Raw genomic sequence first — 23,656 nt, forward strand, 5'->3', positions numbered from 1 at the left:
GACCCGAGCGGGATTCCCGCTTTCGCGGGAATGACGATGGTGTTTTCGGCATTCGCGCGGTCATTGAGGACGTTCGCCGCATGCCCCTTTCCCCCACCCAGCTCGAACGCCATGCCCGGCACATCGTGCTGCCCGAGATCGGCGGCGTCGGCGTCGCGAAGCTCGCTGCCGCGCATGTCGTGCTCGTCGGCATGGGCGGGATCGGCTGTCCGGCGCTGCAATATCTCGCCGCCGCCGGTATCGGTCTGCTGACGCTGATCGATGGCGATGCGGTGGATCTGTCCAATCTCCAGCGCCAGACGCTGTTCACGCCTGCAGATGTCGGGCAATCCAAGGCCGAGGTCGCGGCCGCCTGGGTGCGCCGCTTCGACTCCGAATTGCAGGTCACGGGCCTGGCCCAACGGCTGACGCCGGACAATGCCGCAACCCTGCTCGCCGGGGCCGATGTCGTGCTCGACGGCACCGACAATTTCGCGACGCGCCTGCTGGTGTCCGACACGCTGACCGCGCTGCACATCCCGCTGGTCAGCGCGGCGATCGGGCGGTTCCAGGGGCAGATCGGCACGTTTCGCGGCTGGTTGCCGGATGCGCCCTGCTATCGCTGCTTCGTCGGCGATGCCTTCGATGCCGAGGATTGCGACACCTGCGCCGAACAAGGCGTGCTGGGCGCGATGGTCGGGCTGGTCGGATCGCTCGCCGCGATGGAGGTCGTGCGCGCGATCACCGGCTTTGGCGACGATCCGCGCGGCAAGCTGCACCTGATCGACGGCCTCAGCCCGCTCTGGCGCACGCTCAGGATCGCCAAGGACCCCGAGTGCAAGGCTTGCGGGGGCGCGGGCTCGGCGGCATAGTCGGCTCCTCATCTGGGAGGATGCCGATGACCCTGCCCGTTACCGCGCTGACCGCTGCAATCTGCGCGATCATGCTGCTCGCCACCGCCATCGCCACCGTCCGCGCGCGCTTCCGCACCCAGGCCTCGTTCGGCGATGCGGGCGATGCCGGGCTGATCAGCTCGAGCCGCGCGCACGGCAATCTCGCCGAGCACGCGCCGCTGTTCGTGATCCTGATCGGGCTGCTGGAGCAATCGAACGCCAGCCACTGGCCGCTCACGGGGCTTGCGGTGCTGTTCCTGGCGGCACGCGCCGCGCACATCATCGGCCTGCACCAGCCGCATGGCCCCGGCAAGCCGCCGCAGCTGCGCGCGCTGGGCGTCATCGGCACCTGGATCGCCTATGCCATCGCCATCGCCTGGACGCTGTTCCTGGTGGTGACGGTGAACGGCTAGGCCTCTCCCCTCCCCTTGGGGAAGGGCAAAGCGTGCGCGTTACCCGCCTCTCCCTCGATGGGAGAGGCAGCGAGACTTGGCGACGAAGGAGCCTAGTCGCAGCGGTGAGGGTGAGCGTGCCGGTTGGCGCGCAGGCATGAGCCCGCACCATCACCCCCTCCCAAACCCTCCCCCATCCAGGGGGAGGGCTATTACTGCGCCTGATTACTGCCCCAGCATCTCGCCGACCCATTCGGGCACCAGCTTCGTCGCCGGGCCGTGGCGCGATTCGTGGAAGAAATAGCTGCCCTGGCTCGGCTCCAGATTGAGCTCGAGCGTCATCGCGCCGCGCGCCCGCGCCTCGCGCACGAGGCCCGCAGCAGGATAGACCGCGCCCGAGGTACCGATCGAGACGAACAGGTCGCACGCGCCGACGGCTTCGTAGATCCGTTCCATCTCGTACGGCATCTCGCCGAACCAGACGATATCGGGCCGCAGCTGCCCCGCCACGCCGCATTCGGGACAGGCGGGCCGGTCGATCAGCGGCCCCAGCCATTCGGGCCGCGCGTCGCAGGCGAGGCACCAGGCAGTGAGATGCGTCCCGTGCATGTGCAGCAGCCGGCTCGCGCCGGCGCGTTCGTGCAGGTCGTCGACATTCTGCGTGATGATCAACAGCTCGCCCGGCCATTCGCGGTCGAGCCGGGCCAGCGCCTCGTGCGCGGCATTGGGCTGCTTGGTCTGGATCGCGGCGCGGCGCATGTCGTAGAAGCGCAGCACGAGATCGGGATCGCGCGCGAACGCCTCGGGCGTGGCGACATCCTCCACCCGGTGCTGCTCCCACAGACCGCCCTCGGCGCGGAAGGTATCGATGCCGCTTTCCGCGCTCACGCCGGCGCCGGTGAGGATGACGATGCTGGGAATCTTTGCCATGAGCCAGGCAATAGGGCATTGGCCAGGCGAATTACAGTCTGAGGAAAGACGGATGACGCGGATCGGGATTATCGGGCTTGCGGGCCGCATGGGCCAGGCGCTGGAAAGTGCGATCGTCGAGGCAGGCGCGAGTGTATCGGGCGGGATCGACAAGGGCGGCGATCCACTGACGCTGGCGAAGGAGAGCGACGTGCTGGTCGATTTCTCGGTGCCCGCCGCACTCGAAGCGAACCTCGACGCGGCCATCGCGGCGAACATTCCGATCGTCATCGGCACCACCGGGCTCGAGGAACGGCACCATTGGCTGATCGACAGCGCGGCGGACAGCATCGCGGTGCTGCAGACCGGCAATACCTCGCTCGGCGTCACCCTGCTCGCGCATCTGGTGCACGAGGCGGCAACGCGCCTTGGCGAGGATTGGGATATCGAGATTGCCGAGATGCACCACCGTCACAAGGTCGACGCGCCATCGGGCACCGCATTGCTGCTCGGCGAGGCGGCGGCGCGCGCGCGTGGGCTCGACCTCGCACGCGACAGCGAGCGCGGGCGCGATGGCGTGACCGGGGCGCGAGCGCGCGGCGCGATCGGCTTTGCGTCTCTGCGCGGCGGATCGGTGGCGGGCGACCACACCGTGTTCCTGGCGGGCGACAACGAGCGGATCGAACTCACCCATCGCGCCGAAAGCCGAATGGTGTTCGCGCGCGGGGCAGTCAAGGCGTGCCTGTGGCTGCACAACCAGCCGGCAGGGCGCTACGCCATGCCGCAGGTGCTGGGGCTCGCCTGATCCCGTCGGCTTGACGACCGCTGCGCTGCCGCCTAAACCTGTATTATACAACCAATACAGCGGGGCGCAGCATGGCATTCGATCCGGAAGCGGCAACCAGGGCCTATATCGACGGGCTGGGCGCGGAAGCGCTCGCGAAATCCGCTGCCTATACCGCGTCGAGCGAATGGATGATCCTGGGCGGACTGGTCGTCACTTTGGTCATTACCGTCATCCTCGTGCGGCTGCAGCTCACCGATCGCATCTGGGCGCGCCTCGCACGGCGGGGCTGGGCGCTGCGTACCCTGTTGACGGTCGCGGGCTTCTCGGTGGCCTCCACCGTGATCGGCCTGCCCTGGACGATCTATGCGGACTGGTGGCACGAGAAGAGCTATGGCCTGACCAGCCAGCCGCTCGGCGATTTCCTGAGCCAGGGCGCGATCGCGATGACGATCAGCACCGTGATGGGCAGCCTTTTCCTGCTCGGCGTCTATGCGCTGATGCGGCGGACGGGCAGGACCTGGTGGCTCTGGTCCGCCGGCTTTGCCGCGGCGGCGGTATCGGCAGGCCTGCTGCTCGCGCCGACGCTGATCGAGCCGCTGTTCAACCAGTACAGGCCGATTCCCGAGGGCCCGGTGCGCGAGGCGGTGCTCGATATGGCCAAGCAGGTCGATATCCCGGCGGATCGGATCTTCATCTATGACGGATCGCGCCAGTCGAACAATTTCACTGCGAACGTCTCCGGCATCGGCAGCGCCGCGCGGATCGCCATCTCGGATGTCGCGCTGAAACAGGCCTCGCTCGACGAGGTGCGCGCGGTGACTGGACACGAGATCGGCCATTATGTGCTCGGTCATGTCTGGCGCTCGGTCGGGGTGCTGAGCGTGCTGGTGGTGGCGCTGTTTTTCCTCGCCGATCGCCTGCACCCGCGCCTTGCCAGGGCGCTGGGCAACCCGACCACCGAGATATCCGATCCGCGCGGGCTGCCGGTGCTGATGCTGGTGCTGTCGATCCTGGGCACACTGGCCTTGCCGGTGACCAATGCGCTCACCCGGATCGGCGAGAGCGAGGCCGATGCCTATTCGTTGCAGATGGTGAACCTGCCCGATGCGCTGGCGGGCGCGCTCGTCAAGACCGCCGAATATCGCTATCCGCGCCCGCATCCGCTGCAGGAAATGCTCTTCTACACGCACCCCTCGGTCGAGCGCCGCGTGCGCAGCGCAATGGAATGGAAGGCGAAACACCCCGCAGGCAAGCCAGCGACCGCCCCGGTCAACCCCTGATGCGCACCATCGGCCTGCTCGGCGGAATGAGCTGGGAAAGCTCGGCCCATTATTATCGCCTGATCAACCAGGCAGTGCGCGAGCGGCTCGGCGGCATGCACAGCGCGGCGAGCGTGATGGTCTCGGTCGATTTTGCCGAGATCGAGGCGCTGCAGCACGCAGGCGACTGGGACGCGCTGACCGAACGGATGATCGCCGCTGCGCGCCAGGCCGAAGCCGGCGGGGCCGAACTGCTGCTCGTCTGCACCAACACGATGCACCGCATGGCCGATGCGGTACAGGCGGCGATCGGCATTCCGCTGCTGCACATTGCCGATCCGGTCGGCTCCGCCATCGCTGCGCAGGGGCTGGCCAAAGTCGGGCTGCTCGGCACCGCTTTCACCATGGAACAGCCGTTCCTGCGCAATCGCCTCGCGCAGCGGCACGGGCTGGAGGTGATCGTCCCCGAAGCGGCGGACCGGCAGGACGTGCACCGCATCATCTATGACGAACTGGTGCGGGGGATCGTGACCGAAGAGTCGCGCGCCACATATCGCGCGATCATGGCACGGCTGGCGGCGGCGGGCGCGCAGGCGATCATCCTGGGCTGTACCGAGATCATGCTGCTGGTGCGCGAGGAAGACAGCTCCGTGCCGCTGTTCGACACGACCGCGCTGCACGCCCTTGCCGCGGTGGACATGGCTCTGGCACAAGGCGCGGCATGAACAAGGCCGACACTTTCGAATTCTACCGCCGCCTCGCCGAGACCAATCCCGCGCCAGTGACTGAACTGGAATATGGCAACCATTTCCAGCTGCTCGTCGCGGTGGTGCTTTCGGCCCAGGCGACGGATGTCGGCGTGAACAAGGCGACGCGCGCGCTGTTCGAGATCGTGAAGACGCCCGAGCAGATGGTCGCGCTCGGCGAAGAGGGCTTGAAGCAGCACATCAAGACGATCGGACTGTTCAACAGCAAGGCGAAGAATGTCATCGCGCTGTCCGAGGCGCTGATCGAGCGGCACGGCAGCGAAGTGCCGGAGGATCGCGATGCGCTCACCGCATTGCCCGGCGTCGGGCGCAAGACCGCCAATGTCGTGCTCAATGCCGCGTTCGGGGCGGAAACCTTTGCGGTCGATACGCATATCTTCCGCGTCGGCAACCGCACCGGCCTCGCGCCAGGTCGCACGGTGATCGACGTTGAAAAGGCGCTCGACAAGGGCACGCCGGGGCCGTTCCGCGTACACGGCCATCACTGGCTGATCCTGCACGGCCGCTATATCTGCAAGGCGCGAAAGCCCGAATGCTGGCGTTGCCCGGTGGCCGATCTGTGCCGCTTCAAGCCCAAGCCCGACGGCCCCGATGCGCCGATCCCCAAGGCCGCCAAGAAGCACCGCGCCAACAAGCCCGCGCCCGCGCGAAGGAAGCGTGTGCCCGCCAAGACAGCGGCACCAATCGCATCCGGCTGACCCACCGATTTCGGGCGCATTGCGCGCCGATCCGGTCTATGGTTCCAGTCCGGGCGCTCCGCCTGGACAAGGAACAGACCATGGCTAAGGGCCAGAAGAAATCGAACCGCGAAGTCCGCAAGCCCAAGGCCGAAAAGCCCAAGCCCCAGAACGCCTCCAATCCGTCGACCAAGCCCGGTGGACTGAACATCGTTACCCTGAAGAGCTAAAAGAGCGCCCATGTCGACACCCGATGGCGAGGACTATGTCTATGACGAGGCGAGCGGCGAATGGATCGCGCCCGGCGAAGCGGTCGCCGCGGCGGGCGAAGAGGGCATCGAGGTCCGCGATGCGGTCGGCAACCTGCTCGCCGATGGCGACCAGGTTACGCTGATCAAGGACCTGAAGGTCAAGGGCGCGGGCCAGACGCTGAAGCGCGGCACCTTGATCAAGTCTATCCGACTGACCGGCGACGCGCAGGAAATCGACTGCCGCTTCGACGGCATCAAGGGCCTGGTGCTCCGCGCCGAGTTCGTCCGCAAGCGGTAGACGCCCCGTGCCTCGGCAATCTCCCGTCCGCACGGGCTTTCGCTGGCTGCTGGCGCTGATCTATCTCGCGGCGGGCGTGATCCATATCCGTTCGCCCGGCGGCTTTGTCGCGATCACGCCCGATTGGGTGCCCAGCCCGCACGCGGTGGTGTTCTGGACCGGGGTCGCGGAAATCGCAGGCGCGATCGGGCTGATGATCCCGCGCCTGCGCCGGGCCGCGGGCATCGGGCTGGCGCTTTACGCGCTGTGCGTTTGGCCCGCCAATCTCAACCATGCGATCAATGACATCGCCATCGGCGGCAACCGCCTGCCCTGGGCTTATCACGGCCCGCGCCTGATGCTGCAGCCGCTGATCATCTGGTGGGCGTTGTGGGTCGGCGGGGTGACCGACTGGCCGTTCAGGAAACGCCGCTGAGCGCGGTCAGCCGGCCCCGCCAGGCGCAGCCAGCATAGCCACCAGCTTGCGAACGCCTTCGCGAAGCTGGTCGAGCCCCTCGGGCGAGCGACCGCCTGCGATCGTTTCGGGCACGTGCAGCGCGTCGGCGCGCAGCGCCCTGCCCCGCTCGGTCAGGCCGATCAGCACGCGCCGCTCATCCTCGGCATCGCGGGTGCGCCTGACAAGGCCGGCCTGCTCCATCCGCTTGAGCAGCGGGGTCAGCGTCCCGCTGTCCAGATAGAGCCGCGCGCCCAGCGCTCCGACCGTCTGCGGCTCCTCTTCCCACAGCACCAGCATGACCAGATATTGCGGGTAGGTGAGACCCAGCGGCCTCAGCACCGGGCCGTAAAGCCGGTTCAGCAGGTTGGTGGCAGCGTAGAGCGGAAAGCACACCTGCCGATCGAGCAGAAGCGGATCATCGCCCGGCGCTGCCACCTTACCGGTCATTGCGCGAACACGCTGATCTTGACGTCGACATTGCCGCGGATCGCGTTCGAATAGGGGCAGACCGCGTGCGCCGCCTGGACGATCTCCTCGGCCTTCGCCTGGTCGACCCCGGTGATCTCGACCTCGAGCGCGACCGCGAGCTGGAAGCCGCCCTGTTCGGTCGGCAGCAGACTGACCTCGGCCGCGACCTCGATATCGCTATCCTTGACCTTGTCGGCCTTGCCGCGCGTCACATGGATGACGGCGTTCTCGAAACAGGCGGCATAGCCTGCGGCGAACAGCTGTTCGGGATTGGTCGCGCCGCCCTTGCCGCCCAGCTCCTTGGGCATGGCGAGTGCGAGGTCGAGAATGCCGTCCTCGCTCTTGATGGTACCGCTGCGGCCACCATAGGCGTTGACGCGCGTGGTGTAGAGAGTGCTCATGGTCTGCTCCTTGTTGTCCGTGTATGACCGATAGATAGGAAGCAATTATATTGTGTGCAATATAATTGCTCGCGAAGAGGTCACATTTTTTTCGATCAATCCCTTCGCGTGATCGTCTCGTGCAGCCGGGCGACCAGAATGCCCGATTTGCGGATCGACATGCGGTTCTGGACCGTGCGGCCATCGGGCATGGCGAACAGCCATTGGTGCGCGGTCAGATCGCCCTTCATGCGAAAGCGCAGTTCGAGGCAATTGCCGCGCACCGCGCCCTCGACCGGACCTGCCGCATCGGACAGACTGCCGGCATAGCGCCCCGGCGCGACCTCGCGCAGCCGCCACTGGCGCGTGGTGGCCTTGCGGCCTGGCTCGGTGATGATCTGGTCGACCACGATCGTTCCGTCTTCTGCCTGGTGACCGGTGCTTTGGACATGCACCGGACGTGTCTTGCGGAACGCGATTTTGAGCCGCCCCTCGCCCGCACTCGCTCCAACAAAGGCGCGCGCGACATCGAAGGTGGGCGCATCGCTCGCGAGGCCTGGGCGCCCCGATGCGCCGACGCAGCCGGTCAGCGCGATCAGGACTGGAAGCAGCGAGAGATGTACGCGCGTCATCGGGCCAGGCTAACCGAGATCGGGAGACGGCTCCAGCCTATCGCCATTCGGAATTTTCGTGATCTGCCCCGTTGATCTCGTGCGGCGCTTGCGTCACTAGGCGGCAGGCGCCTGCCGCTACGGCTATCACGCTGGAGGAGGCAAGGCGCGACCGGGGGTAGGATGACCAAGGCAAGCCAGGCGTCGCGCTCGCGCGAGCCTTCGACCGCGCATCTCGGCTGGATGGCGCGCACGCTCTATGCGCTGCTGATGTTCATCTATCGCCGCCACCGGTTCACGGCAGTGGGCACGCCGCCGCTCGACCGGCGTTATGTCATCATCGCGGTGCCGCATACCAGCAACTGGGATTTTCCCAATTACATGGGGGTGACGCGCGAACTGGGGCTGCAGACGCATTTCATGGCCAAGACCTCGCTGTTCCGCTGGCCGTTCGGCAATTTCATGCGGCAGATGGGTGGCGTCCCCGTCGATCGCAGCGCGGCGGGCGACATGGTGCAGCAGATGATCGCCGAATTCGCCACCCGCGAGGACTTCATCCTGACGATCGCGCCCGAAGGCACGCGCAAGACCGTCGACGCCTGGCGCACCGGATTCTACCGCATCGCGCATGGCGCGGGCGTGCCGATCGTCTGCGGGTTCATGGATTATGGCAACCGGCGCGCAGGCCTGGGCCCGGTCATCCACCCGACCGGCGATTACGAGAAGGACATGGCCCCCGCCTTCGCCTTCTATTCGGCGATGGCGGGGCGCAATGCGGTGCACAAATAGCGCCTGAGGCGCCAGGGCTGATCAGCCCTGATGCGCGAGATCGGGGCGGCCGAGATCGCCCTGCCCCACCGTGCTGCTCGCCATTTCGAGCATCCGGTCGAGCGACTTCTTCGCCTGGAGGCGCAGTTCCTCGTCCAGCTCGATCCGCGGCTCCAGGTCGCGCAGCGCGACATAGAGCTTTTCCATCGTGTTGAGCGCCATGTACGGGCAGATATTGCAGTTGCAGTTGCCGTCCGCGCCCGGCGCGCCGATGAACGTCTTTTCCGGCACCGCCTTTTCCATCTGGTGGATGATGTGCGGTTCGGTCGCAACGATCACCACCTCGCTCGGCGTTTCCTTGGCGAATTTCAGGATCGCACTGGTCGATCCGACCATATCGGCATGGTCGATGATATGCGCGGGGCATTCGGGATGCGCGGCGACTGGCGCGTCGGGATATTGCGCCTTGAGCTTGAGCAGCTCGGTCTCGCTGAACGCCTCGTGCACGATGCACACGCCCGGCCAGAGCAGCATCTCGCGGCCCAGCTTGCGCTGGAGATAACCGCCCAGATGCTTGTCGGGGCCGAAGATGATCTTCTGATCTACCGGGATCTGGCTCAGGATCTTTTCCGCCGAGGACGAGGTGACGATGATGTCGCTCAGCGCCTTCACCTCGGTCGAACAGTTGATGTACGTCAGCGCGATATGGTCGGGATGCTGCGCGCGGAAGGCGGCGAACTTGTCCGGCGGGCAGCTGTCCTCGAGCGAACAGCCCGCGTCCAGGTCCGGCAGCACGACGATCTTGTCGGGCGAGAGGATCTTGGCGGTCTCGGCCATGAACTTGACGCCGCAAAAGGCGATAACGTCCGCATCGGTCTCCGCCGCGATCCGCGACAGTTCCAGCGAATCCCCGACGAAATCGGCGAGATCCTGAAGTTCGGGCTTCTGGTAGTAATGCGCCAGGATGACCGCGTTCTTCTCCTTGCGCAGCCGGTCGATTTCGGCGCGCAGGTCGAGGCCTGAGAGATTTTCGCGGGGTTGTGCAGTCATGGCATTTCCTCAACACGGGGCACCGATGCCCCTCGCGCCCCTGTCTAGACGTGCGGCAAGCCAAGGGCAAATGGTCGATGGCGCGTTACATGGGGGGCGGCGGCGGAAATGCCATACCTGCAATAACTTCGCCCGGATGCCCTGCGACCGTCCAGGCATAGATCGCATCGCCCAGCGCGGTCGGCGCGATCAGGTTGACCACCGGGATCGGCAGCGCGATCGCGACCATGCCCCACAGATAGGCGGGATGGAAACGGATGCCGTGCCGCCAATCGCGGACGATCCCCGCCACCGGAAAGATCAATGCGACCAGCAGCGGGATTTCCCAGGCGTGCGGGACCAGCAGCGGTGTCGGCAGCAGGCGGCCAAGGCCGGGGTTGAGCAGGCTGGTCATGGCGCAGAGCTGCAGCCGCATATGCCAGTCCGGCTGATGCCGCAGCCGAAGCGCCGCGACGATCAGACATCCGAACATCAGCAGGTTGAACGGATTGGCGATCAGGAAATGCTGCGGCTGGAAGAAGAACGGGGTGATGCCGCGCTGCACCACATCGATGGTGATCCAGAAACCTAGCGCCATCATCAGCACCACCCAGACGGCGGTGATCCGCCCGAGCAGGCGGTGCGCGCTGTGCGGCCCCTGCACCGCCAGCCAGGCCTGGGCAGTGAACAGCAGCACCCAGCCCATGAACACCACGCCGTGCACATGGACCAGCGGCCGTGCGGCAAAGGTCGATCGCCCCATGGCGAGGTGCAGGCTGAAGCCCGCAACCACGACCAACGCCATGATGGTCGCCGACCAGGCATAAAAGGGTTCGGCCTCAGCCGAACGTTGTCGCAGAACGCCGGTAACCGCCATGTTTCGACTCCCCCCGGACCCGGCGAGAGCATAACGCGGAACCAGCGATTTACGAAATGCTGTTTGCGGCCTCGGGCGCGCCTGCGACCAGCCGCCACAGATCGCCATCGCGCGCCACCGCGCCGCGATGTTCCAGGTCGATCAGATGCGCCAGCACCGACCGGCCCGCCGCGCCATGGAGCCGCGCATCAATGCCCTTGTACATGTCGGGCACCATCGCTGGGATGGTCTGCGGTCCCGCCTCGAGCTGGCGCAGCACCTGGCGCTCGCGCTGCTTGCGATGCCCCATCATGCCGCGCACCAGCTGTGCAGGGTTTTCCACCGCAGGCCCGTGCGCAGGATAGTAGATGCGGTCGGAGCGTTCCTGCAGTTTCGCGAGGCTCTGCATATAGGCCGCCATGTCGCCATCGGGCGGCGAGATGACGCTGGTCGACCAACCCATCACATGATCACCCGTGAACAGCGCGCCGCTTTCGACCAGCGCGAGGCACAGATGGTTGCTGGTATGGCCAGGCGTCGCCACCGCCTCGATCGTCCAGCCGGTGCCCGAAACGCGCTCGCCATCGGTCAGCACCCGGTCGGGCGAATAGGTCGTGTCGAACGCCTCATCGGCGCGCGGGCCTTCGTCGGACAGGATCAGCGGCGCGCAACCGACGATCGGTGCGCCAGAGCGAGCCTTGAGCGGCGCGGCGGCGGGGCTGTGGTCCCGATGCGTGTGCGTGCACATGATGGCCGCGATGCGCGCCTCGCCCACCGTCGCCAGGATCGCCGCGATATGGTCCTCGTCCGCCGGACCCGGATCGATCACCGCGACATCGGGGCCGTTGCCGACCACATAGGTCTGCGTGCCGGTATAGGTGAACGGCGAGGGATTGCCCGCCAGCACACGGCGAACAAGCGGTTCTATCGTCTCGGCAAGGCCGGTCGGCAGGTCAGCGGGCAGTTCCATGCGCTCTAGTTGGCACCTCTGGCACTCAAACGAAAGGGGCTGCGCAACTTTTGCCGCGCAGCCCCTTTTGGTGGGTCGATCGGTAGCGCTTACCAGGTCCGCGCCGGAGGAGCGGGCGGTTCGGGCGCTTCGGGCGGCTCCGGAATACGGCTCATCTCGCGCCTGACCTCTCCCATGTCGCGGCGGACATCCCGGCGAACCTGACGGCGCGCCTCGGCCAGGCCAGCCCGCATTTCGCGCAGGCCTTCATCCAACCCGCGCAGCGCTTCGGCGCGGTCCTCGGCGCTCAGGTTCGGGTTGCGACGGATTTCGGCGCGCGCGCGTTCCATCGACTTGCGGCCTTCGGCCATGCCGCGCTCGATCTGCGCTGCGATCTCGGCCTCGTCGGGCATCACCTGGCCGCAGGTGACAACCTTGGTGCGCGTCACCTGGCCATTGCGCGTTTCGGTCTGGGTCATGAACGCGGCCGACTTCGATCTGCCTTCGCAATCGGTGGTCTGGATGCGCAGCGTATGATTGTCACCCAGCTCGATGATGTTTTCGCCAGGCTTGCCATTGCGCACCATGACCCGCGAGGCATGCGCATAGGCGCTGGCGCTGCGGCGCTCTGCCTCGCTGGCAGCCCAGGCCGCCTGCCCTGCGGCACGGTCCGCTTCGGCGCGTGCGCGATCCGCCTCGGCCAGAGCACGATCCGCGCCGGCAAGCGCGCGGTCGGCCTCGGCGCGCGAGCGTTCGGCTTCGGCGGCCATGCGGTCGAGTTCCTTCTGGCGCGCCGGGCGGTTGAGGCGGAGCACCACCTTCTTCCCGTCGTCACGACGCAGCGTGTACACATAGACGCCGTCATCGACCTTGACCGACGGTGCTGCAGGCGCCTCCGGCGCGTCAGGCGCATCCGGAGCGAGCGGCGCTTCGGGCGTTTCGGGCTCGACCGGCTGAACCGCATAGCTCACCGTCGCGGTCATCGCCATCGCGGTAACCAGACCGCCACCGATCAGCGATCCGCCCAGCCATTTGCGGCCTTTCGACGTTTCCGACTGCTTCATGATCTTGAGCCGCTCGACGATCTTTTCCTTGGGGTTCAGGGGGCTGGCAAAGGCCAGCGTGTGGCCGGTCGCCGCCTTGGCGATGGCGCGGGCATAGGCCAGCCGCTCGGCGCTGGTGCGGCGACGCAGCACGCGGGCATCGCACGCCGCTTCCTGATCGAAGCGGAAGGCGCGCCAGGCCATCCAGGCGATCGGGTTGAACCAGTGCAGCGACAGCATCGCCAGCGCGGCGAAATTCGCCCAGAGGTCGCCGGCGCGGTGGTGGCTGCGTTCATGTGCCAGCGCCAGCTCGCGCTCGACCGGGTTGTAATCGCGGGTGAAGCCGATCGGCAGCGCGATATAACGCTGCCACAGGCCGAAGGCGAAGGGGCCGGAAATGCCCGCAATCTCGATCACACGAATGTCGTCGATCCGCGCGACCTCGACCGCATCCTCGAGCAGCTCGCGCCGGTTCTGCAGATAGGCGGAAAGCTGCGCGATCAGGAAGATCGCTGCGCCGCACAGCCACACCGTCACGCCGATCGCGAACCAGTCGGCATCGGCGAGCAGGCTTTGCACCAGGCTGGGCTCGGGCATCGCATCGGCGGGGGCGGCCATGGCCGCAGGGATGATGCTTCCGGCACTCTCGACCGCCTCGGTCGCGACCGGCGCGGCTGGCGCGCTCACCTTCACCTCGATGGTCCTCGTCAGCGGCGGCATGAACAGCCGCGCGAGCGGGATCGCCCAGAGCGAATAGGCCAATTCGGCACCGAAATGCTTCGCCACCGGACGGCGCAGCACCAGCACCAAAGCCATCAGCGCGGCGGTGACGATCAATGTGTCGACCATCCATTGCCCGGCCACGCCGTGCGCAAAATCGCTGAGCGATTGAAATGCGAGCCATTCCCCGATCATGACTTCAACTCCCCGATCAGCCGTTCGATTTCGGCCAGGTCCTCCGCCGTGAATTTCTGCTGTTCTGCCAGATGCGCGATAAGCGGCGCGGCGCGACCGCCGAACAGCCGATCGACCAACCGCCGCGATTCATCGCCGACATAATCCTCGCGCGCCAAAATGGGGCTGTAGAGATAGCGGCGGCCGTCCTGATCATAGGAAACCGCACCCTTGTTGGTGAGCCGAGACAGCAGCGTCTTGACCGTCTGCAACGACCATTCGCGCGCATCGGCCAGCGCGTCCGCGACCTCGGTCGCGGTAAGCGGCGCGCGCTGCCACAGCACCTCCATCACCGCATGTTCCGCATCACTGATCCGTTCGGGAGCCATCGAGTCGCCTTCGCCTTGTTGCAGGAGATACGACTACGGGTGTAATCGATTCGACTACGGGTGTAAACGGTGAATTTGATCGGGTCGCGGCGAGGGTGGTTTTGCAGGCGCTGACCCACCCCTAACCCCTCCCTTTCAGGGAGGGGAACGCGCATCGGTTCAACGTCGGCGCCTTCTGCTCCTGCTTTGTATAGTGGGAAGCACGCATACGCTTACTCCTTGCGCCTCCTGCTCCCCTCCCTAGAAGGGAGGGGCCGGGGGTGGGTCCCGCCAAGACGGTGCGCGGTGTGATCGAGTACGGCCTCAGCGACCGCATAGGGGTCTTCCAGCACCTCATGGTTCCAGAAGCGCACCACCGCCCACCCTTGCGCCTCCAGATAGCGCGTCCGCAAGAGATCGTCCGCGTTGTCGAGATGCTGCTCGCCGTCGAGCTCGATCACCAGACGCGCGATGCGGTGGGCGATGTCGGCGATATAGGGGCCGATGACCAGCTGCCGGGTATAGCGTGGACGATAAGGCGCGAGGATCTGCCACAGCTTGTATTCTGGCAGCGTCGGATCATTGCGCAACGCGCGCGCATTGCGGGTCATGTGCGGCGGGACGCGCTTGGTCATGGGGCTAGACTATAGCGGTTTCTCATGGCCGCCTACCCACCCCCAGCCCCTCCCTTCCAGGGAAGAGAGCAGGTTACGCAAGGGGCCAGTGTATGCGCGTTCCCCTCCCTGAAAGGGAGGGGTTAGGGGTGGGTCCTTCGCAACCTGTAAACGCTTACAACCCCGCCTTGCCCAGCGCCCGGTCCAGGTCCTCGATCACGTCGTCAACATCCTCGAGGCCGACATTGAGCCGCAGCATGTCCTCGGTGATGCCGACCGCGAGCCGCGCCTCCTCGCCCAGGCCATGGTGCGTGGTCGAGCTCGGGTGCGTCATCAGCGAGCGCGAGTCGCCGATATTGTTCGAGATATCGACCAGCTCGAGCGCATTCAGCAGCGCGTGGGCGCGTGCCCTGCCACCGCCGACATAGAGCGAGAAAATCGGCCCTGCGGCCTCCATCTGCGACATCGCAAGGTTATGCTGCGGATGGCTTGCCAGGCCCGGATAGTTGACCCGTTCCACCCGGCCCTCAAGAAAGCGCGCGACCTTCAGCGCATTGTCGCTCTGGCGGCGGATGCGCAGGTCGAGCGTCTCGAGCCCCTTGAGCACCACCCAGGCGTTGAACGCGCTCAGCGTCGGGCCGGTATTGCGGGTGAAGGGCAGCAGCGTGTTGGTGATGAAATCCTCGGTGCCGCAGACCGCGCCGGCGAGCACGCGGCCCTGCCCGTCCATCATCTTGGTCGCGCTATAGGCGACGACATCCGCGCCATATTCCATCGGCCGCTGCAGCACGTTGGTGGCAAAGGCATTGTCAACGACGCTCACGATCCCGTGCGCGCGGGCAATGTCGCACACGGCCTTGAGGTCGATGATATCCATCGTCGGATTGGCGGGGGTTTCGAAGAAGAACACCTTCGTGTTCGGGCGGATCGCGGCCTCCCACTGGTCGAGCTCGCGCCCGTCGATGATCGTGGTCTCGATGCCGAACCTGGGCAGCAGCGTGTCGGTGAGCCAGCGGCACGATCCGAACAGCGCGCGGCTGGCGACGACATGGTCGCCCATCTTGAGCTGGCAAAGCAGGGCGGCCGTCATCGCGGCCATGCCGCTCGCCATGCAGCGCGTGGCCTCCGCGCCCTCCATCAGCGAGATGCGCTTTTCCAGCATCTCGACCGTGGGGTTCTGCAGCCGGCTGTAGGTCATGCCGTCCTGCTTGCCATTGAAGCGCGCGGCGGCATCCTCGGCGCAGTCATAGGCAAAGCCCGAGCTGAGGAACAGCGCCTCGGAGGTTTCGCCGAACTCGCTGCGCGCGGTGCCACCGCGGATCGCGCGGGTGGCGGGGCGCCAGCGGCTGGTGATGGCGGGGTCTTGTCCGGATCTGCGCTTCATGGGGATAGCCTGTGAACGATGAAAAACCGGGCGCTATATGCGCGCGGATGCGGGCGGGGGGAAGCGGGAATGTGAGGCGATGCTTCGCGTAACGTCGCTCAACTGGGCTGGGGAACGTGGAAAGAATCGTGGCATGGTGCCGCCCACCCGTTTTTCCCGAGCGAAGTCGAGGGACGTACGCGCAAGCGTTATCGGGTCGAGGTCCGCCCCCGCTCCGGCGCTTCCTCGGATGCGATCGCCTGCGGGCTGATCGAAACGCCATGCAACCGCCAGCGCCCCTCAACCCACTGGAAATAGAAGTCGAAGAAGATCGCGGTGGGCCTCAGGCCGAAATAGCCGCGCACGCGGATCACACCCGGCTCCACCACCGAGGGCGGCTCGGTATAGGTGGGGGCGAGCAGCAGCGCGTTGGACAGATCGACGCGGCTTGCGCGAATGCTGGCGAAGATCTCGCCCAGCCGCGCGGCATTGTTCATCACCTGAAAGCCCGGCGAGGAAATGTCGCGCAGCACCGAGTAGTTGCCCGAAAGATTGGCATGGTGCACCGCCGTCATGGTCGACCAGAGCAGCTTGGCGAGTTCGAGCTCGCTCGGCACGGGTTCGACCGAGATTGGCGGTTGCGCAGCCTGGGGCGCAGTCTGCGCCATGGCTGTAGCGGGCAGCACCAGCGCCGCAGCGGCAAGCAAAAAGGCCGGGACAAAACGCCCCGGCCAGAAGTTCAAACCTGTCATACCCGTCCTTACCAGGCGATCTGGAAGCCGCCGCGCGCGCCCACCGAACCGCTGTTGAAGCCGGTACCGATACCGGCGGAAACCGAAGCGTTCTCCCCGACCCGGGCGGTGATCGCCATGGTCAGCGAGGCCTGGTCCTCATAATAGCCGACACCGCCCGACAGCGCAAAGTTGGTGCCCGCCGGCAGCGCGGGCGATTCCATCGCCAGCGCCATGGCGACGCCCTCGTTCGCCCGGTTGATCGCCCGCCGGTTGATCTCGGTCAGGTCGAACAGCGTGTTCACCTGGCCGGTGAGCGCAGTGACCTGCGCATTGGTGGCGAAATTGCTCACCGCAGGCCCTGCGCCCAGCGTGCCGCTGGCATCGGTGGTGACGATCGAGGTGGTGCCCGATTGCGCCGCGGTGCTGGCAGCAAGATCGCCGATCGTCACCGAGCTTCCCGTGCCGCCCAGCTTGATCTGGTTGGCGCGGTTGGCGGTGGCACCATTGCCGATCGCGACCGAGTTGGTGAACGCCGCCGAGCTCTGATTGCCGATGGCGATCGCACCGGAGCCCGAGGCGATCGCCGCTTCACCCACCGCGACCGAGCGGACCCCCGATGCCACGGCGAGATGGCCGAGCGCGGTGGCGCGTTCCGCCGTTGCTTCCGATCGCCAGCCATAGGCGGTGGCCGCCGTTGCCGTCGCCAGCGCCTGGCCGCCGACGGCGGTGGTCGATGCACCAGCGGCCTGGGTCGCGCGGCCCGAAGCACCGTCGCGATTGCCGCCGATGGCGATCGCATCGCCGCCGCTGGCAATCGCAGTGTTGCCGATGGCGACCGAATTGGTGCCGCTGGCGACCGAGAGATTGCCCATCGCGACGCTGACCTCGCCCGAGGCCGTGGCCGAGGAACCGACTGCTGTCGAACGCACGCCGGTCGCATTGGCGAGATGACCGAGCGCGGTGGCACGTTCGGCCACCGCATTGGCCTGCCAGCCAAAAGCGGTCGCACCTTGCGCCGTGGCCGTTGCCCGGCCGCCTATCGCGGTCGCATTGGCGGCGGTGGCCGAGGCGCTCAGCCCCATCGCCACCGCCTCTAGACCGGTCGAGCGCGCGTCGTTGCCGATGGCGATGGCGCCGGTACCCGATGCCACTGCCCCCAGCCCATCGGCATCGTCACCGTCCTCGCCGATCGCGATCGAACGCGCGCCGGTCGCGCGCGAGTTGGAGCCATAGGCCGCCGATCCAGCACCGAGCGCCTGGGCGTCCGCGCCGACGGCGGTCGAGCCCGACGCGATCGCACCCGCACCGATCGCGGTCGCTCCGGGGCTCAGCGCCTGCGCGTCAGTGCCGACGGCTGTTGCATCGACCGCGCTGGCCACGGCGCTGTTGCCCACGGCCACCGCGTCTTCCGCGCTTGCCCGCGCACCGACGCCCACTTGCGTACTGTCGACACCCGTGCCGATGCCTGCACCCGGAGGCGCGGAGGCGACCGCGATCAGATTGCCCGCCGAATCGATGGTCAGGAAGAACTGCTGGCCTGCCGGGACGATCCCGGCCAGACCGGCAAAGCGATAGCTGTGATTGGCTGCGCCAAGAACGAACTGGTTGTTCGCGGTTGCGACCGATCCATTGCCGATGGCGACAGAGTTGATAAAGGCTCCGGTCGAAGCCAGATTGCCGATCGCGATCGAGAAATCGCCGCTTGCCGTCGCGCTCTTGCCCAGCGCTAGCGAGCGCACGCCGCCTGCCACTGCCTGGTGCCCGACCGCCAGCGACAGCTCGCCGGTCGCCCGCGCCTGCCAGCCGAAGGTCTGCGATCCCCGGCCCGAAGCCACCGCTTCGCCGCCGACCGCTGTGGCGTGGAAGCCCGAGGCATTGGCCTGGTCACCGATCGCCACCGAATCCTCATCGCCTGCGCTCGCCAGGTTGCCGATCGCCACCGACGTGCCGAGCGACGCGGTGTTGGCGCTGTCGGTCGTGGCCTGGTTGCCGATGGCGACCGAATTGGTGGCCGAGGCGACGGCGCTCTTGCCGACGGCGGTCGAACGCACGCCCGTCGCCTGGGCCTGGTGCCCTGCCGCGAGTGAGAGTTCGCCCGAGGCGCGTGCCTGCCAGCCGAAACTCTGCGCCCCACGGCCCGATGCGACCGACTCACCGCCCACCGCCGTGGCGTGGAAGCCGCTGGCATTGGCGAGATCGCCGACCGCCACCGAATCCTCGTCGGTAGCGCTGGCCTGATTGCCGACAGCAACGCTGGTCAGCGCGGTCGCGTTGGCGGCCTCACCCACCGCCAGCGATCGTACGCCCGTGGCATTGGCAAGGTGGCCCAGCGCATGCGCGCGCTCGGCATCGGCATTGGAGCGCCAGCCAAAGGCGGTCGCACCGGGGCCGAAGGCATCCGCCTCGCCGCCAATCGCGACGGTCGAATTGCCGATCGCCCGTGCGCCCGTTCCGGCATCGTCGCCGCCGATGGCAAGCGCGTCGATCCCTTCGGCCCGGGCATTGTCGCCCGCCGCGATCGCCGATGCGCCGGTGGCCGTTGCGCCTGCCTGGGTGCTGTTGACCGCAAAATAGTTGAGCCGCGCGGCATTGGCCGTGGTGGTGGCGGCGACCGCGTTGAGCTGGCCGACATTGACCGCATCAGTCAGCGCCGTGCCCGCCGCAACATTGGTGATCTGGCGCTCGGCGCCCGCCGCCCCTACCGAGATGGTATTGGCGCGATCGGCCACCGATCCCGATCCCAGCGCGACCGCATTGGCCGCCGTGGCACTCGCCGCATTGCCCAGCGCAACGCTGTTATCGGCAGCGGCATTGGCGCGGCTGCCGAGCGACGTGGCATTGGCCCCGCCCGCCTGCGCGCTCTTGCCGACCGAGGTCGCCTCCAGCCCGGCGGCATTGGCCTGATGACCGACCGCCACAGCGGTACGGCCCGAGGCATTGGCCTGCCAGCCGAAGGCCTGGCTGCCGACGCCCGAGGCGACCGATTCGCCGCCGATCGCGGTTGCGTGGAAGCCCGAGGCGTTGGCGAGGTCGCCCAGCGCCACCGCATCTTCCGCCGTCGCGCGCGCGCCATTGCCGATGGCCACCGCGGTGCCCGTCGAGGCGGCACCCGAAGGCGTGGTACCGTCCGCCGTCACCGCGCCGTTGCCGATCGCCACCGAGTTGAGACCTGCCGCATTGGCGCGGCTGCCCACCGACGTCGCATTCGCACCGCCCGCCTGGGCGCTCTTGCCCACCGAGGTGGCCTCGAAGCCCGCAGCATTCGCCTGGTGCCCGACCGCAACGGCCGTGCGACCCGAGGCATTGGCTTGCCAGCCGAACGCCTGGCTGCCGACGCCCGAGGCAACCGACTCCCCGCCGATCGCTGTCGCGTGGAAACCGCTCGCATTGGCCAGATCACCCAGCGCCACGGCATCCTCGGCAGTGGCCTGTGCGGCATTGCCGATGGCGACCGCTGTGCCCGTCGAGGCCGCACCCGAAGGCGTGGTGCCGTCCGCGGTTACCGCGCCGTTGCCGATCGCGACCGAGTTGATGCCGGCAGACACGGCCGCGTTGCCCGCCGCGAGCGAGTTCACGCCTGAGGCGTTGGCGCGACTGCCCAGCGCCGAGGCGTTGGCCCCGCCGGCTTGTGCACTCTTGCCGACCGAGGTCGCTTCGAAGCCGGCAGCATTGGCTTGATGACCCACTGCAACGGCGGTGCGTCCCGACGCGTTCGCCTGCCAGCCGAAGGCCTGGCTGCCGACGCCCGAGGCGACCGATTCCCCACCGATCGCGGTCGCATGGAAACCGCTTGCATTGGCCTGATCGCCCAGCGCCACGGCATCTTCAGCCGTCGCCTGCGCCAGATTGCCGACAGCCACCGCGGTTCCCGTCGAAGCCGCGCCCGAGGGCGTCGTGCCGTCCGCAGTCACTGCGCCATTGCCGATCGCGACCGAATTGATGCCGGCTGCATTGGCGCGACTGCCCAGAGCCGCCGAATTGGTGCCGCCCGCCTGCGCGCTCTTGCCGACCGACGTCGCCTCGAACCCGGCAGCATTGGCCTGATGACCCACTGCAACGGCGGTGCGCCCCGAGGCGTTGGCCTGCCAGCCGAACGCCTGGCTGCCGACGCCCGAGGCGACCGATTCGCCGCCGATCGCGGTCGCGTGGAAACCGCTCGCATTGGCAAGATCGCCCAGCGCCACCGCATCTTCTGCCGTTGCCCGTGCGGCGTTGCCGATCGCGACTGCGGTTCCGGTCGAAGCCGCGCCCGAGGGCGTCGTGCCGTCCGCCGTCACCGCGCCGTTGCCGATCGCGACCGAACTGATCCCTGCGGCATTGGCGCGGCTGCCAACGGCGGTAGCATTGGCGCCGCCCGCCTGGGTGCTCTTGCCCACCGATGTCGCTTCCAGCCCGGCGGCATTCGCCTGATGACCGACTGCAACGGCGGTGCGTCCCGAGGCATTGGCCTGCCAGCCGAACGCCTGGCTGCCGACGCCCGAGGCGACCGATTCGCCGCCGATCGCCGTCGCGTGGAAGCCCGAGGCATTGGCGAGGTCGCCCAAGGCGACCGCGTCTTCCTGCGTGGCCCGTGCGGCATTGCCGATGGCCACCGCCGTGCCCAGCGATGCTGCGCCCGAGGGGGTGGTGCCGATGGTTGCGGTGGTCGAATTCGCGCCGATGGCGATGCTGCTCAGCGACGAGGAGGCGGCCGCCGTACCGATGGCGATCGCGAAATTGGCAGACGCGTTGGCCGAGTCACCCAGGGCATGCGATTGCAGTGCGGAAGCGGTCGCGAACGTGCCGACCGCAGTCGAGAAATTGCCCGAGGCAGTGGCTGCGGCACCGACCGCCGACGACTGGATCCCCGAGGAAACCGAGCGCGCGCCCAGGGCCGTGCTGAAGCTTCCCGAGGCGAGGGACTGGTTGCCGACCGTGGTGGCCCCATCGCCCGACGCGGTCGAGGCCGCCCCGATGGCGGTCGATTCGGGGTTCAGCGCGCGCGCGGTGTGCCCGACAGCGGTCGATCCGAACCCGCTTGCGACGGAATTGACGCCGCATTCGGTGGATTGCGCCGGGTCATCGGCATTGCCTGCGATCCCGTCAGGTCCGGCATTGGCGTTGCAAGGTGCGGTGGCATCGGCATAAGCCGGGCTCGCGATGGCGATGGCTGCAGCACTTGAGGCCAGAAAAAGCGTGGCACGCAACGCTTTTGCGTTGTTGGGGAAAGATTTCATGGGACCGCTCCTTGCTCGATGACAAGGCGGGTTTGCCCCCGGCTATAACTTTACTCATGCGACCCTGTTCGCCGAGTGGTCGTTAACCAGCCGTAGCGAAATCTATCAGAGCGACCGCGATGCGCAACCCCAAGAAATCGCCACAAATTTGTCACCATGGCGTTCAACGGTTTCCGCCGCGTTCATAACTTGCTATCGGGGGTTCCAGGTTCGCACAACCGGTCATGAACTGCTCGCCAGAAAGCGTGAAATTGCCTGAACTTGTCTCCTTCGAGCCTGCAAGCGGTGCCCGGCTCTGGTCCGGCCCGCACGGCGATGTCGATGCCGAAGTCGCAACCGCGCGTGCGGCCTTTCCCGAATGGGTGGCGATGGCGGTCACCAAGCGGATCGAGCTTTGCCGCCGCTTTGCCAATCAGGTGCGCGCGCGCGCCGAGGAAATGGCCGAGCTGATTGCGCGCGAAACCGGCAAGCCGATGTGGGAATCGCGGACCGAGGTGGAATCGGTCGTCGCCAAGGTGGATATTTCGGTCGCCGCCTATGCCGAGCGCACCTCGCAGCGCAAACTTGACAGCGCGCTGGGCGGCACCATGGCGCTCAGGCACAAGCCGCATGGCGTGATGGCGGTGCTGGGGCCTTACAATTTCCCCGCGCATCTGCCCAACGGGCATATCATCCCCGCGCTGATCGCGGGCAATGCCGTGGTGTTCAAGCCTTCGGAAAAGACGCCTGCCGTCGGCGCGATGCTGGTCGAGTGCCTGCACCAGGCTGGGATCCCTGAAGGCGTGGTGCGGCTGCTGATCGGCGGTGCGGACGAGGGCAAGGCGCTGGTCGCGCACGAAGACGTCGATGGCGTGCTGTTCACCGGCTCTGCCACCACCGGCATCGCGATCAACCGCACGCTCGCCAGCCGCCCGGACAAGATCGTGGCGCTGGAAATGGGCGGCAACAATCCCATGGTGGTCTGGGATACGCCATGCATCGCCGATGCGGCGGTGCTGATCATCCAGTCGGCCTTCACCTCGGCGGGGCAGCGCTGCTCGGCGGCCAGCCGTCTGATCGTTCGTGACACCATCTACGATGCGGTGATCGCCGAAACCAAGAAGCTGGCCGACCGGCTGGTCGTCGGCAAGCCGTTCGACGATCCGCAGCCGTTCATGGGGCCGGTAATCGACAATGCCACTGCCGATGGGCTGACCGAAAGCTTCCTCTATTTTCTCAGCAACGGTGGCCGCGTCATCAAGCATCTGGTGCGGCTCGACGACAGCCTGCCCTTCCTGTCGCCCGCGATCATCGACGTCACCAATGTCAAGGATCGGCCCGATATCGAGCTGTTCGGCCCGCTGCTGCAGGTGGTCAAGGTCAGCTCGTTCGAGGAAGCGGTGGCCGAGGCGAACAATACGCGCTTCGGCCTGTCCGCTGCTCTGGTCGGCGGCAGTCCCCAGCATTACAAGCAGTTCTGGGCCAACATCCGCGCCGGCATCGTCAACTGGAACCGACCGACCAACGGGGCCTCGTCCAAGGCACCGTTCGGCGGGGTCGGACTTTCGGGCAACCACCGCCCCAGCGCCTATTACGCCGCCGATTACTGCGCCTATCCGGTCGTCTCGAACGAGATGGAACAGCCGCGCGCGACCATCGGCATCGGCCTGAAATCGGACTGAAACGGGACCGGGGGACCAGGTTCCTTCGCAGCCGCAAAAGCAAATCTAACCCCT

Annotated in this window: 24 protein-coding genes; 11 read left to right on the plus strand and 13 right to left on the minus strand. The window is 67.0% G+C overall.

Annotated features, from left to right (window positions below; genetic code table 11):
• Nucleotides 1–80 precede the first annotated feature (80 nt).
• Together FG486_RS05270 and FG486_RS05275 are read left to right on the plus strand one after the other, a co-directional pair.
• Complete coding sequence (locus FG486_RS05270; RefSeq protein ID WP_181266696.1) at nucleotides 81–851, plus strand: HesA/MoeB/ThiF family protein; 771 nt, start codon at nucleotides 81–83, stop codon at nucleotides 849–851.
• Nucleotides 852–877: 26 nt separating this feature from the next.
• Nucleotides 878–1,285, plus strand: a complete 408-nt coding sequence (locus FG486_RS05275) for an MAPEG family protein (protein WP_181266697.1) — start codon at nucleotides 878–880, stop codon at nucleotides 1,283–1,285.
• A gap of 204 nt (nucleotides 1,286–1,489) precedes the next feature.
• Here the strand turns inward: FG486_RS05275 and FG486_RS05280 are convergent, their stop codons facing one another.
• Nucleotides 1,490–2,194 carry an NAD-dependent deacylase gene (locus FG486_RS05280; RefSeq protein ID WP_181266698.1) on the minus strand — a complete coding sequence of 235 codons (705 nt, stop codon included), beginning with the start codon at nucleotides 2,192–2,194 and terminating at the stop codon, nucleotides 1,490–1,492.
• Nucleotides 2,195–2,246: 52 nt separating this feature from the next.
• Between FG486_RS05280 and dapB the strand changes: the two genes are divergently transcribed.
• The 7 genes from dapB to FG486_RS05310 all read left to right on the plus strand — a co-directional run bounded on the left by dapB (nucleotide 2,247) and on the right by FG486_RS05310 (nucleotide 6,627).
• Nucleotides 2,247–2,978, plus strand: coding sequence for a 4-hydroxy-tetrahydrodipicolinate reductase (gene dapB, locus FG486_RS05285; protein ID WP_181266699.1), 732 nt, complete (start codon nucleotides 2,247–2,249; stop codon nucleotides 2,976–2,978).
• Between the two features lie 71 nt (nucleotides 2,979–3,049).
• Complete coding sequence (locus tag FG486_RS05290) at nucleotides 3,050–4,240, plus strand: M48 family metallopeptidase (protein WP_181266700.1); 1,191 nt, start codon at nucleotides 3,050–3,052, stop codon at nucleotides 4,238–4,240.
• A complete protein-coding gene (locus FG486_RS05295; RefSeq protein ID WP_181266701.1) occupies nucleotides 4,240–4,944 on the plus strand; it encodes an aspartate/glutamate racemase family protein in 705 nt (234 codons plus the stop codon). Before FG486_RS05290 ends, FG486_RS05295 begins: the two co-directional genes overlap by 1 nt.
• Entirely contained in the window at nucleotides 4,941–5,684 is a 744-nt protein-coding gene (gene nth / locus FG486_RS05300) for an endonuclease III (protein WP_066276681.1), read from the plus strand. The genes FG486_RS05295 and nth overlap by 4 nt, the downstream gene beginning before the upstream one ends.
• Nucleotides 5,685–5,764: 80 nt before the next feature.
• Nucleotides 5,765–5,893 (plus strand): hypothetical protein, encoded by a 129-nt coding sequence (locus FG486_RS18260; RefSeq protein WP_269454092.1) that lies wholly within the window; start codon nucleotides 5,765–5,767, stop codon nucleotides 5,891–5,893.
• 10 nt (nucleotides 5,894–5,903) lie between these two features.
• Nucleotides 5,904–6,212 carry an alkylphosphonate utilization protein gene (locus FG486_RS05305; protein WP_023839616.1) on the plus strand — a complete coding sequence of 103 codons (309 nt, stop codon included), beginning with the start codon at nucleotides 5,904–5,906 and terminating at the stop codon, nucleotides 6,210–6,212.
• Between the two features lie 7 nt (nucleotides 6,213–6,219).
• Nucleotides 6,220–6,627: a DoxX family protein gene (locus tag FG486_RS05310; RefSeq protein WP_181266702.1), complete on the plus strand. Its 408-nt coding sequence runs from the start codon at nucleotides 6,220–6,222 to the stop codon at nucleotides 6,625–6,627.
• A gap of 6 nt (nucleotides 6,628–6,633) precedes the next feature.
• Here the strand turns inward: FG486_RS05310 and FG486_RS05315 are convergent, their stop codons facing one another.
• The 3 genes from FG486_RS05315 to FG486_RS05325 form a co-directional block, all read right to left on the minus strand.
• Entirely contained in the window at nucleotides 6,634–7,095 is a 462-nt protein-coding gene (locus FG486_RS05315; protein WP_181266703.1) for a MarR family winged helix-turn-helix transcriptional regulator, read from the minus strand.
• On the minus strand, nucleotides 7,092–7,517 hold the full coding sequence (locus FG486_RS05320) for an organic hydroperoxide resistance protein (RefSeq protein ID WP_181266704.1): 426 nt from the start codon (nucleotides 7,515–7,517) through the stop codon (nucleotides 7,092–7,094). Before FG486_RS05320 ends, FG486_RS05315 begins: the two co-directional genes overlap by 4 nt.
• Nucleotides 7,518–7,612: 95 nt before the next feature.
• The gene (locus tag FG486_RS05325; RefSeq protein ID WP_181266705.1) at nucleotides 7,613–8,128 is read right to left on the minus strand and encodes a DUF3833 family protein; all 516 of its coding nucleotides are present in this window, start codon (nucleotides 8,126–8,128) and stop codon (nucleotides 7,613–7,615) included.
• A gap of 162 nt (nucleotides 8,129–8,290) precedes the next feature.
• Between FG486_RS05325 and FG486_RS05330 the strand changes: the two genes are divergently transcribed.
• The gene (locus FG486_RS05330; RefSeq protein ID WP_181266706.1) at nucleotides 8,291–8,896 is read left to right on the plus strand and encodes a lysophospholipid acyltransferase family protein; all 606 of its coding nucleotides are present in this window, start codon (nucleotides 8,291–8,293) and stop codon (nucleotides 8,894–8,896) included.
• A 21-nt stretch (nucleotides 8,897–8,917) separates the two neighbouring features.
• Here the strand turns inward: FG486_RS05330 and nadA are convergent, their stop codons facing one another.
• The 9 genes from nadA to FG486_RS05375 all read right to left on the minus strand — a co-directional run bounded on the left by nadA (nucleotide 8,918) and on the right by FG486_RS05375 (nucleotide 21,941).
• Entirely contained in the window at nucleotides 8,918–9,925 is a 1,008-nt protein-coding gene (gene nadA / locus FG486_RS05335) for a quinolinate synthase NadA (protein WP_181266707.1), read from the minus strand.
• 85 nt (nucleotides 9,926–10,010) lie between these two features.
• Entirely contained in the window at nucleotides 10,011–10,781 is a 771-nt protein-coding gene (locus tag FG486_RS05340; protein WP_066278989.1) for a hypothetical protein, read from the minus strand.
• Nucleotides 10,782–10,830: 49 nt separating this feature from the next.
• The gene (locus tag FG486_RS05345; protein WP_181266708.1) at nucleotides 10,831–11,730 is read right to left on the minus strand and encodes an MBL fold metallo-hydrolase; all 900 of its coding nucleotides are present in this window, start codon (nucleotides 11,728–11,730) and stop codon (nucleotides 10,831–10,833) included.
• 89 nt (nucleotides 11,731–11,819) lie between these two features.
• A complete protein-coding gene (locus FG486_RS05350) occupies nucleotides 11,820–13,667 on the minus strand; it encodes a M56 family metallopeptidase (RefSeq protein ID WP_181266709.1) in 1,848 nt (615 codons plus the stop codon).
• A complete protein-coding gene (locus FG486_RS05355; RefSeq protein WP_060979086.1) occupies nucleotides 13,664–14,035 on the minus strand; it encodes a BlaI/MecI/CopY family transcriptional regulator in 372 nt (123 codons plus the stop codon). The genes FG486_RS05350 and FG486_RS05355 overlap by 4 nt, the downstream gene beginning before the upstream one ends.
• Before the next feature lie 212 nt (nucleotides 14,036–14,247).
• Nucleotides 14,248–14,649, minus strand: a complete 402-nt coding sequence (locus FG486_RS05360) for an endonuclease domain-containing protein (RefSeq protein ID WP_241695580.1) — start codon at nucleotides 14,647–14,649, stop codon at nucleotides 14,248–14,250.
• Between the two features lie 154 nt (nucleotides 14,650–14,803).
• Nucleotides 14,804–16,012 carry a trans-sulfuration enzyme family protein gene (locus FG486_RS05365; protein ID WP_181266710.1) on the minus strand — a complete coding sequence of 403 codons (1,209 nt, stop codon included), beginning with the start codon at nucleotides 16,010–16,012 and terminating at the stop codon, nucleotides 14,804–14,806.
• A 188-nt stretch (nucleotides 16,013–16,200) separates the two neighbouring features.
• Entirely contained in the window at nucleotides 16,201–16,743 is a 543-nt protein-coding gene (locus FG486_RS05370) for a hypothetical protein (protein ID WP_066279008.1), read from the minus strand.
• 8 nt (nucleotides 16,744–16,751) lie between these two features.
• Nucleotides 16,752–21,941: a beta strand repeat-containing protein gene (locus tag FG486_RS05375; protein WP_181266711.1), complete on the minus strand. Its 5,190-nt coding sequence runs from the start codon at nucleotides 21,939–21,941 to the stop codon at nucleotides 16,752–16,754.
• A gap of 224 nt (nucleotides 21,942–22,165) precedes the next feature.
• Between FG486_RS05375 and astD the strand changes: the two genes are divergently transcribed.
• On the plus strand, nucleotides 22,166–23,602 hold the full coding sequence (gene astD / locus FG486_RS05380; RefSeq protein WP_181266712.1) for a succinylglutamate-semialdehyde dehydrogenase: 1,437 nt from the start codon (nucleotides 22,166–22,168) through the stop codon (nucleotides 23,600–23,602).
• Nucleotides 23,603–23,656 lie beyond the last annotated feature (54 nt).

The sequence above is a fragment of the Blastomonas ursincola genome (assembly GCF_013607875.1).
GTDB classification, from domain to species: Bacteria; Pseudomonadota; Alphaproteobacteria; order Sphingomonadales; family Sphingomonadaceae; genus Blastomonas; species Blastomonas ursincola.

Coding starts and splice junctions, on each gene's coding strand:
- FG486_RS05270 (WP_181266696.1), top strand. CDS start 81: ATGCCCCTTTCCCCCACCCAGCTCGAACGCCATGCCCGGCACATCGTG.
- FG486_RS05275 (WP_181266697.1), top strand. CDS start 878: ATGACCCTGCCCGTTACCGCGCTGACCGCTGCAATCTGCGCGATCATG.
- FG486_RS05280 (WP_181266698.1), bottom strand. CDS start 2,194: ATGGCAAAGATTCCCAGCATCGTCATCCTCACCGGCGCCGGCGTGAGC.
- dapB (WP_181266699.1), top strand. CDS start 2,247: ATGACGCGGATCGGGATTATCGGGCTTGCGGGCCGCATGGGCCAGGCG.
- FG486_RS05290 (WP_181266700.1), top strand. CDS start 3,050: ATGGCATTCGATCCGGAAGCGGCAACCAGGGCCTATATCGACGGGCTG.
- FG486_RS05295 (WP_181266701.1), top strand. CDS start 4,240: ATGCGCACCATCGGCCTGCTCGGCGGAATGAGCTGGGAAAGCTCGGCC.
- nth (WP_066276681.1), top strand. CDS start 4,941: ATGAACAAGGCCGACACTTTCGAATTCTACCGCCGCCTCGCCGAGACC.
- FG486_RS18260 (WP_269454092.1), top strand. CDS start 5,765: ATGGCTAAGGGCCAGAAGAAATCGAACCGCGAAGTCCGCAAGCCCAAG.
- FG486_RS05305 (WP_023839616.1), top strand. CDS start 5,904: ATGTCGACACCCGATGGCGAGGACTATGTCTATGACGAGGCGAGCGGC.
- FG486_RS05315 (WP_181266703.1), bottom strand. CDS start 7,095: ATGACCGGTAAGGTGGCAGCGCCGGGCGATGATCCGCTTCTGCTCGAT.
- FG486_RS05320 (WP_181266704.1), bottom strand. CDS start 7,517: ATGAGCACTCTCTACACCACGCGCGTCAACGCCTATGGTGGCCGCAGC.
- FG486_RS05325 (WP_181266705.1), bottom strand. CDS start 8,128: ATGACGCGCGTACATCTCTCGCTGCTTCCAGTCCTGATCGCGCTGACC.
- FG486_RS05330 (WP_181266706.1), top strand. CDS start 8,291: ATGACCAAGGCAAGCCAGGCGTCGCGCTCGCGCGAGCCTTCGACCGCG.
- nadA (WP_181266707.1), bottom strand. CDS start 9,925: ATGACTGCACAACCCCGCGAAAATCTCTCAGGCCTCGACCTGCGCGCC.
- FG486_RS05340 (WP_066278989.1), bottom strand. CDS start 10,781: ATGGCGGTTACCGGCGTTCTGCGACAACGTTCGGCTGAGGCCGAACCC.
- FG486_RS05345 (WP_181266708.1), bottom strand. CDS start 11,730: ATGGAACTGCCCGCTGACCTGCCGACCGGCCTTGCCGAGACGATAGAA.
- FG486_RS05350 (WP_181266709.1), bottom strand. CDS start 13,667: ATGATCGGGGAATGGCTCGCATTTCAATCGCTCAGCGATTTTGCGCAC.
- FG486_RS05355 (WP_060979086.1), bottom strand. CDS start 14,035: ATGGCTCCCGAACGGATCAGTGATGCGGAACATGCGGTGATGGAGGTG.
- FG486_RS05360 (WP_241695580.1), bottom strand. CDS start 14,649: ATGACCAAGCGCGTCCCGCCGCACATGACCCGCAATGCGCGCGCGTTG.
- FG486_RS05365 (WP_181266710.1), bottom strand. CDS start 16,012: ATGAAGCGCAGATCCGGACAAGACCCCGCCATCACCAGCCGCTGGCGC.
- FG486_RS05370 (WP_066279008.1), bottom strand. CDS start 16,743: ATGACAGGTTTGAACTTCTGGCCGGGGCGTTTTGTCCCGGCCTTTTTG.
- FG486_RS05375 (WP_181266711.1), bottom strand. CDS start 21,941: ATGAAATCTTTCCCCAACAACGCAAAAGCGTTGCGTGCCACGCTTTTT.
- astD (WP_181266712.1), top strand. CDS start 22,166: ATGAACTGCTCGCCAGAAAGCGTGAAATTGCCTGAACTTGTCTCCTTC.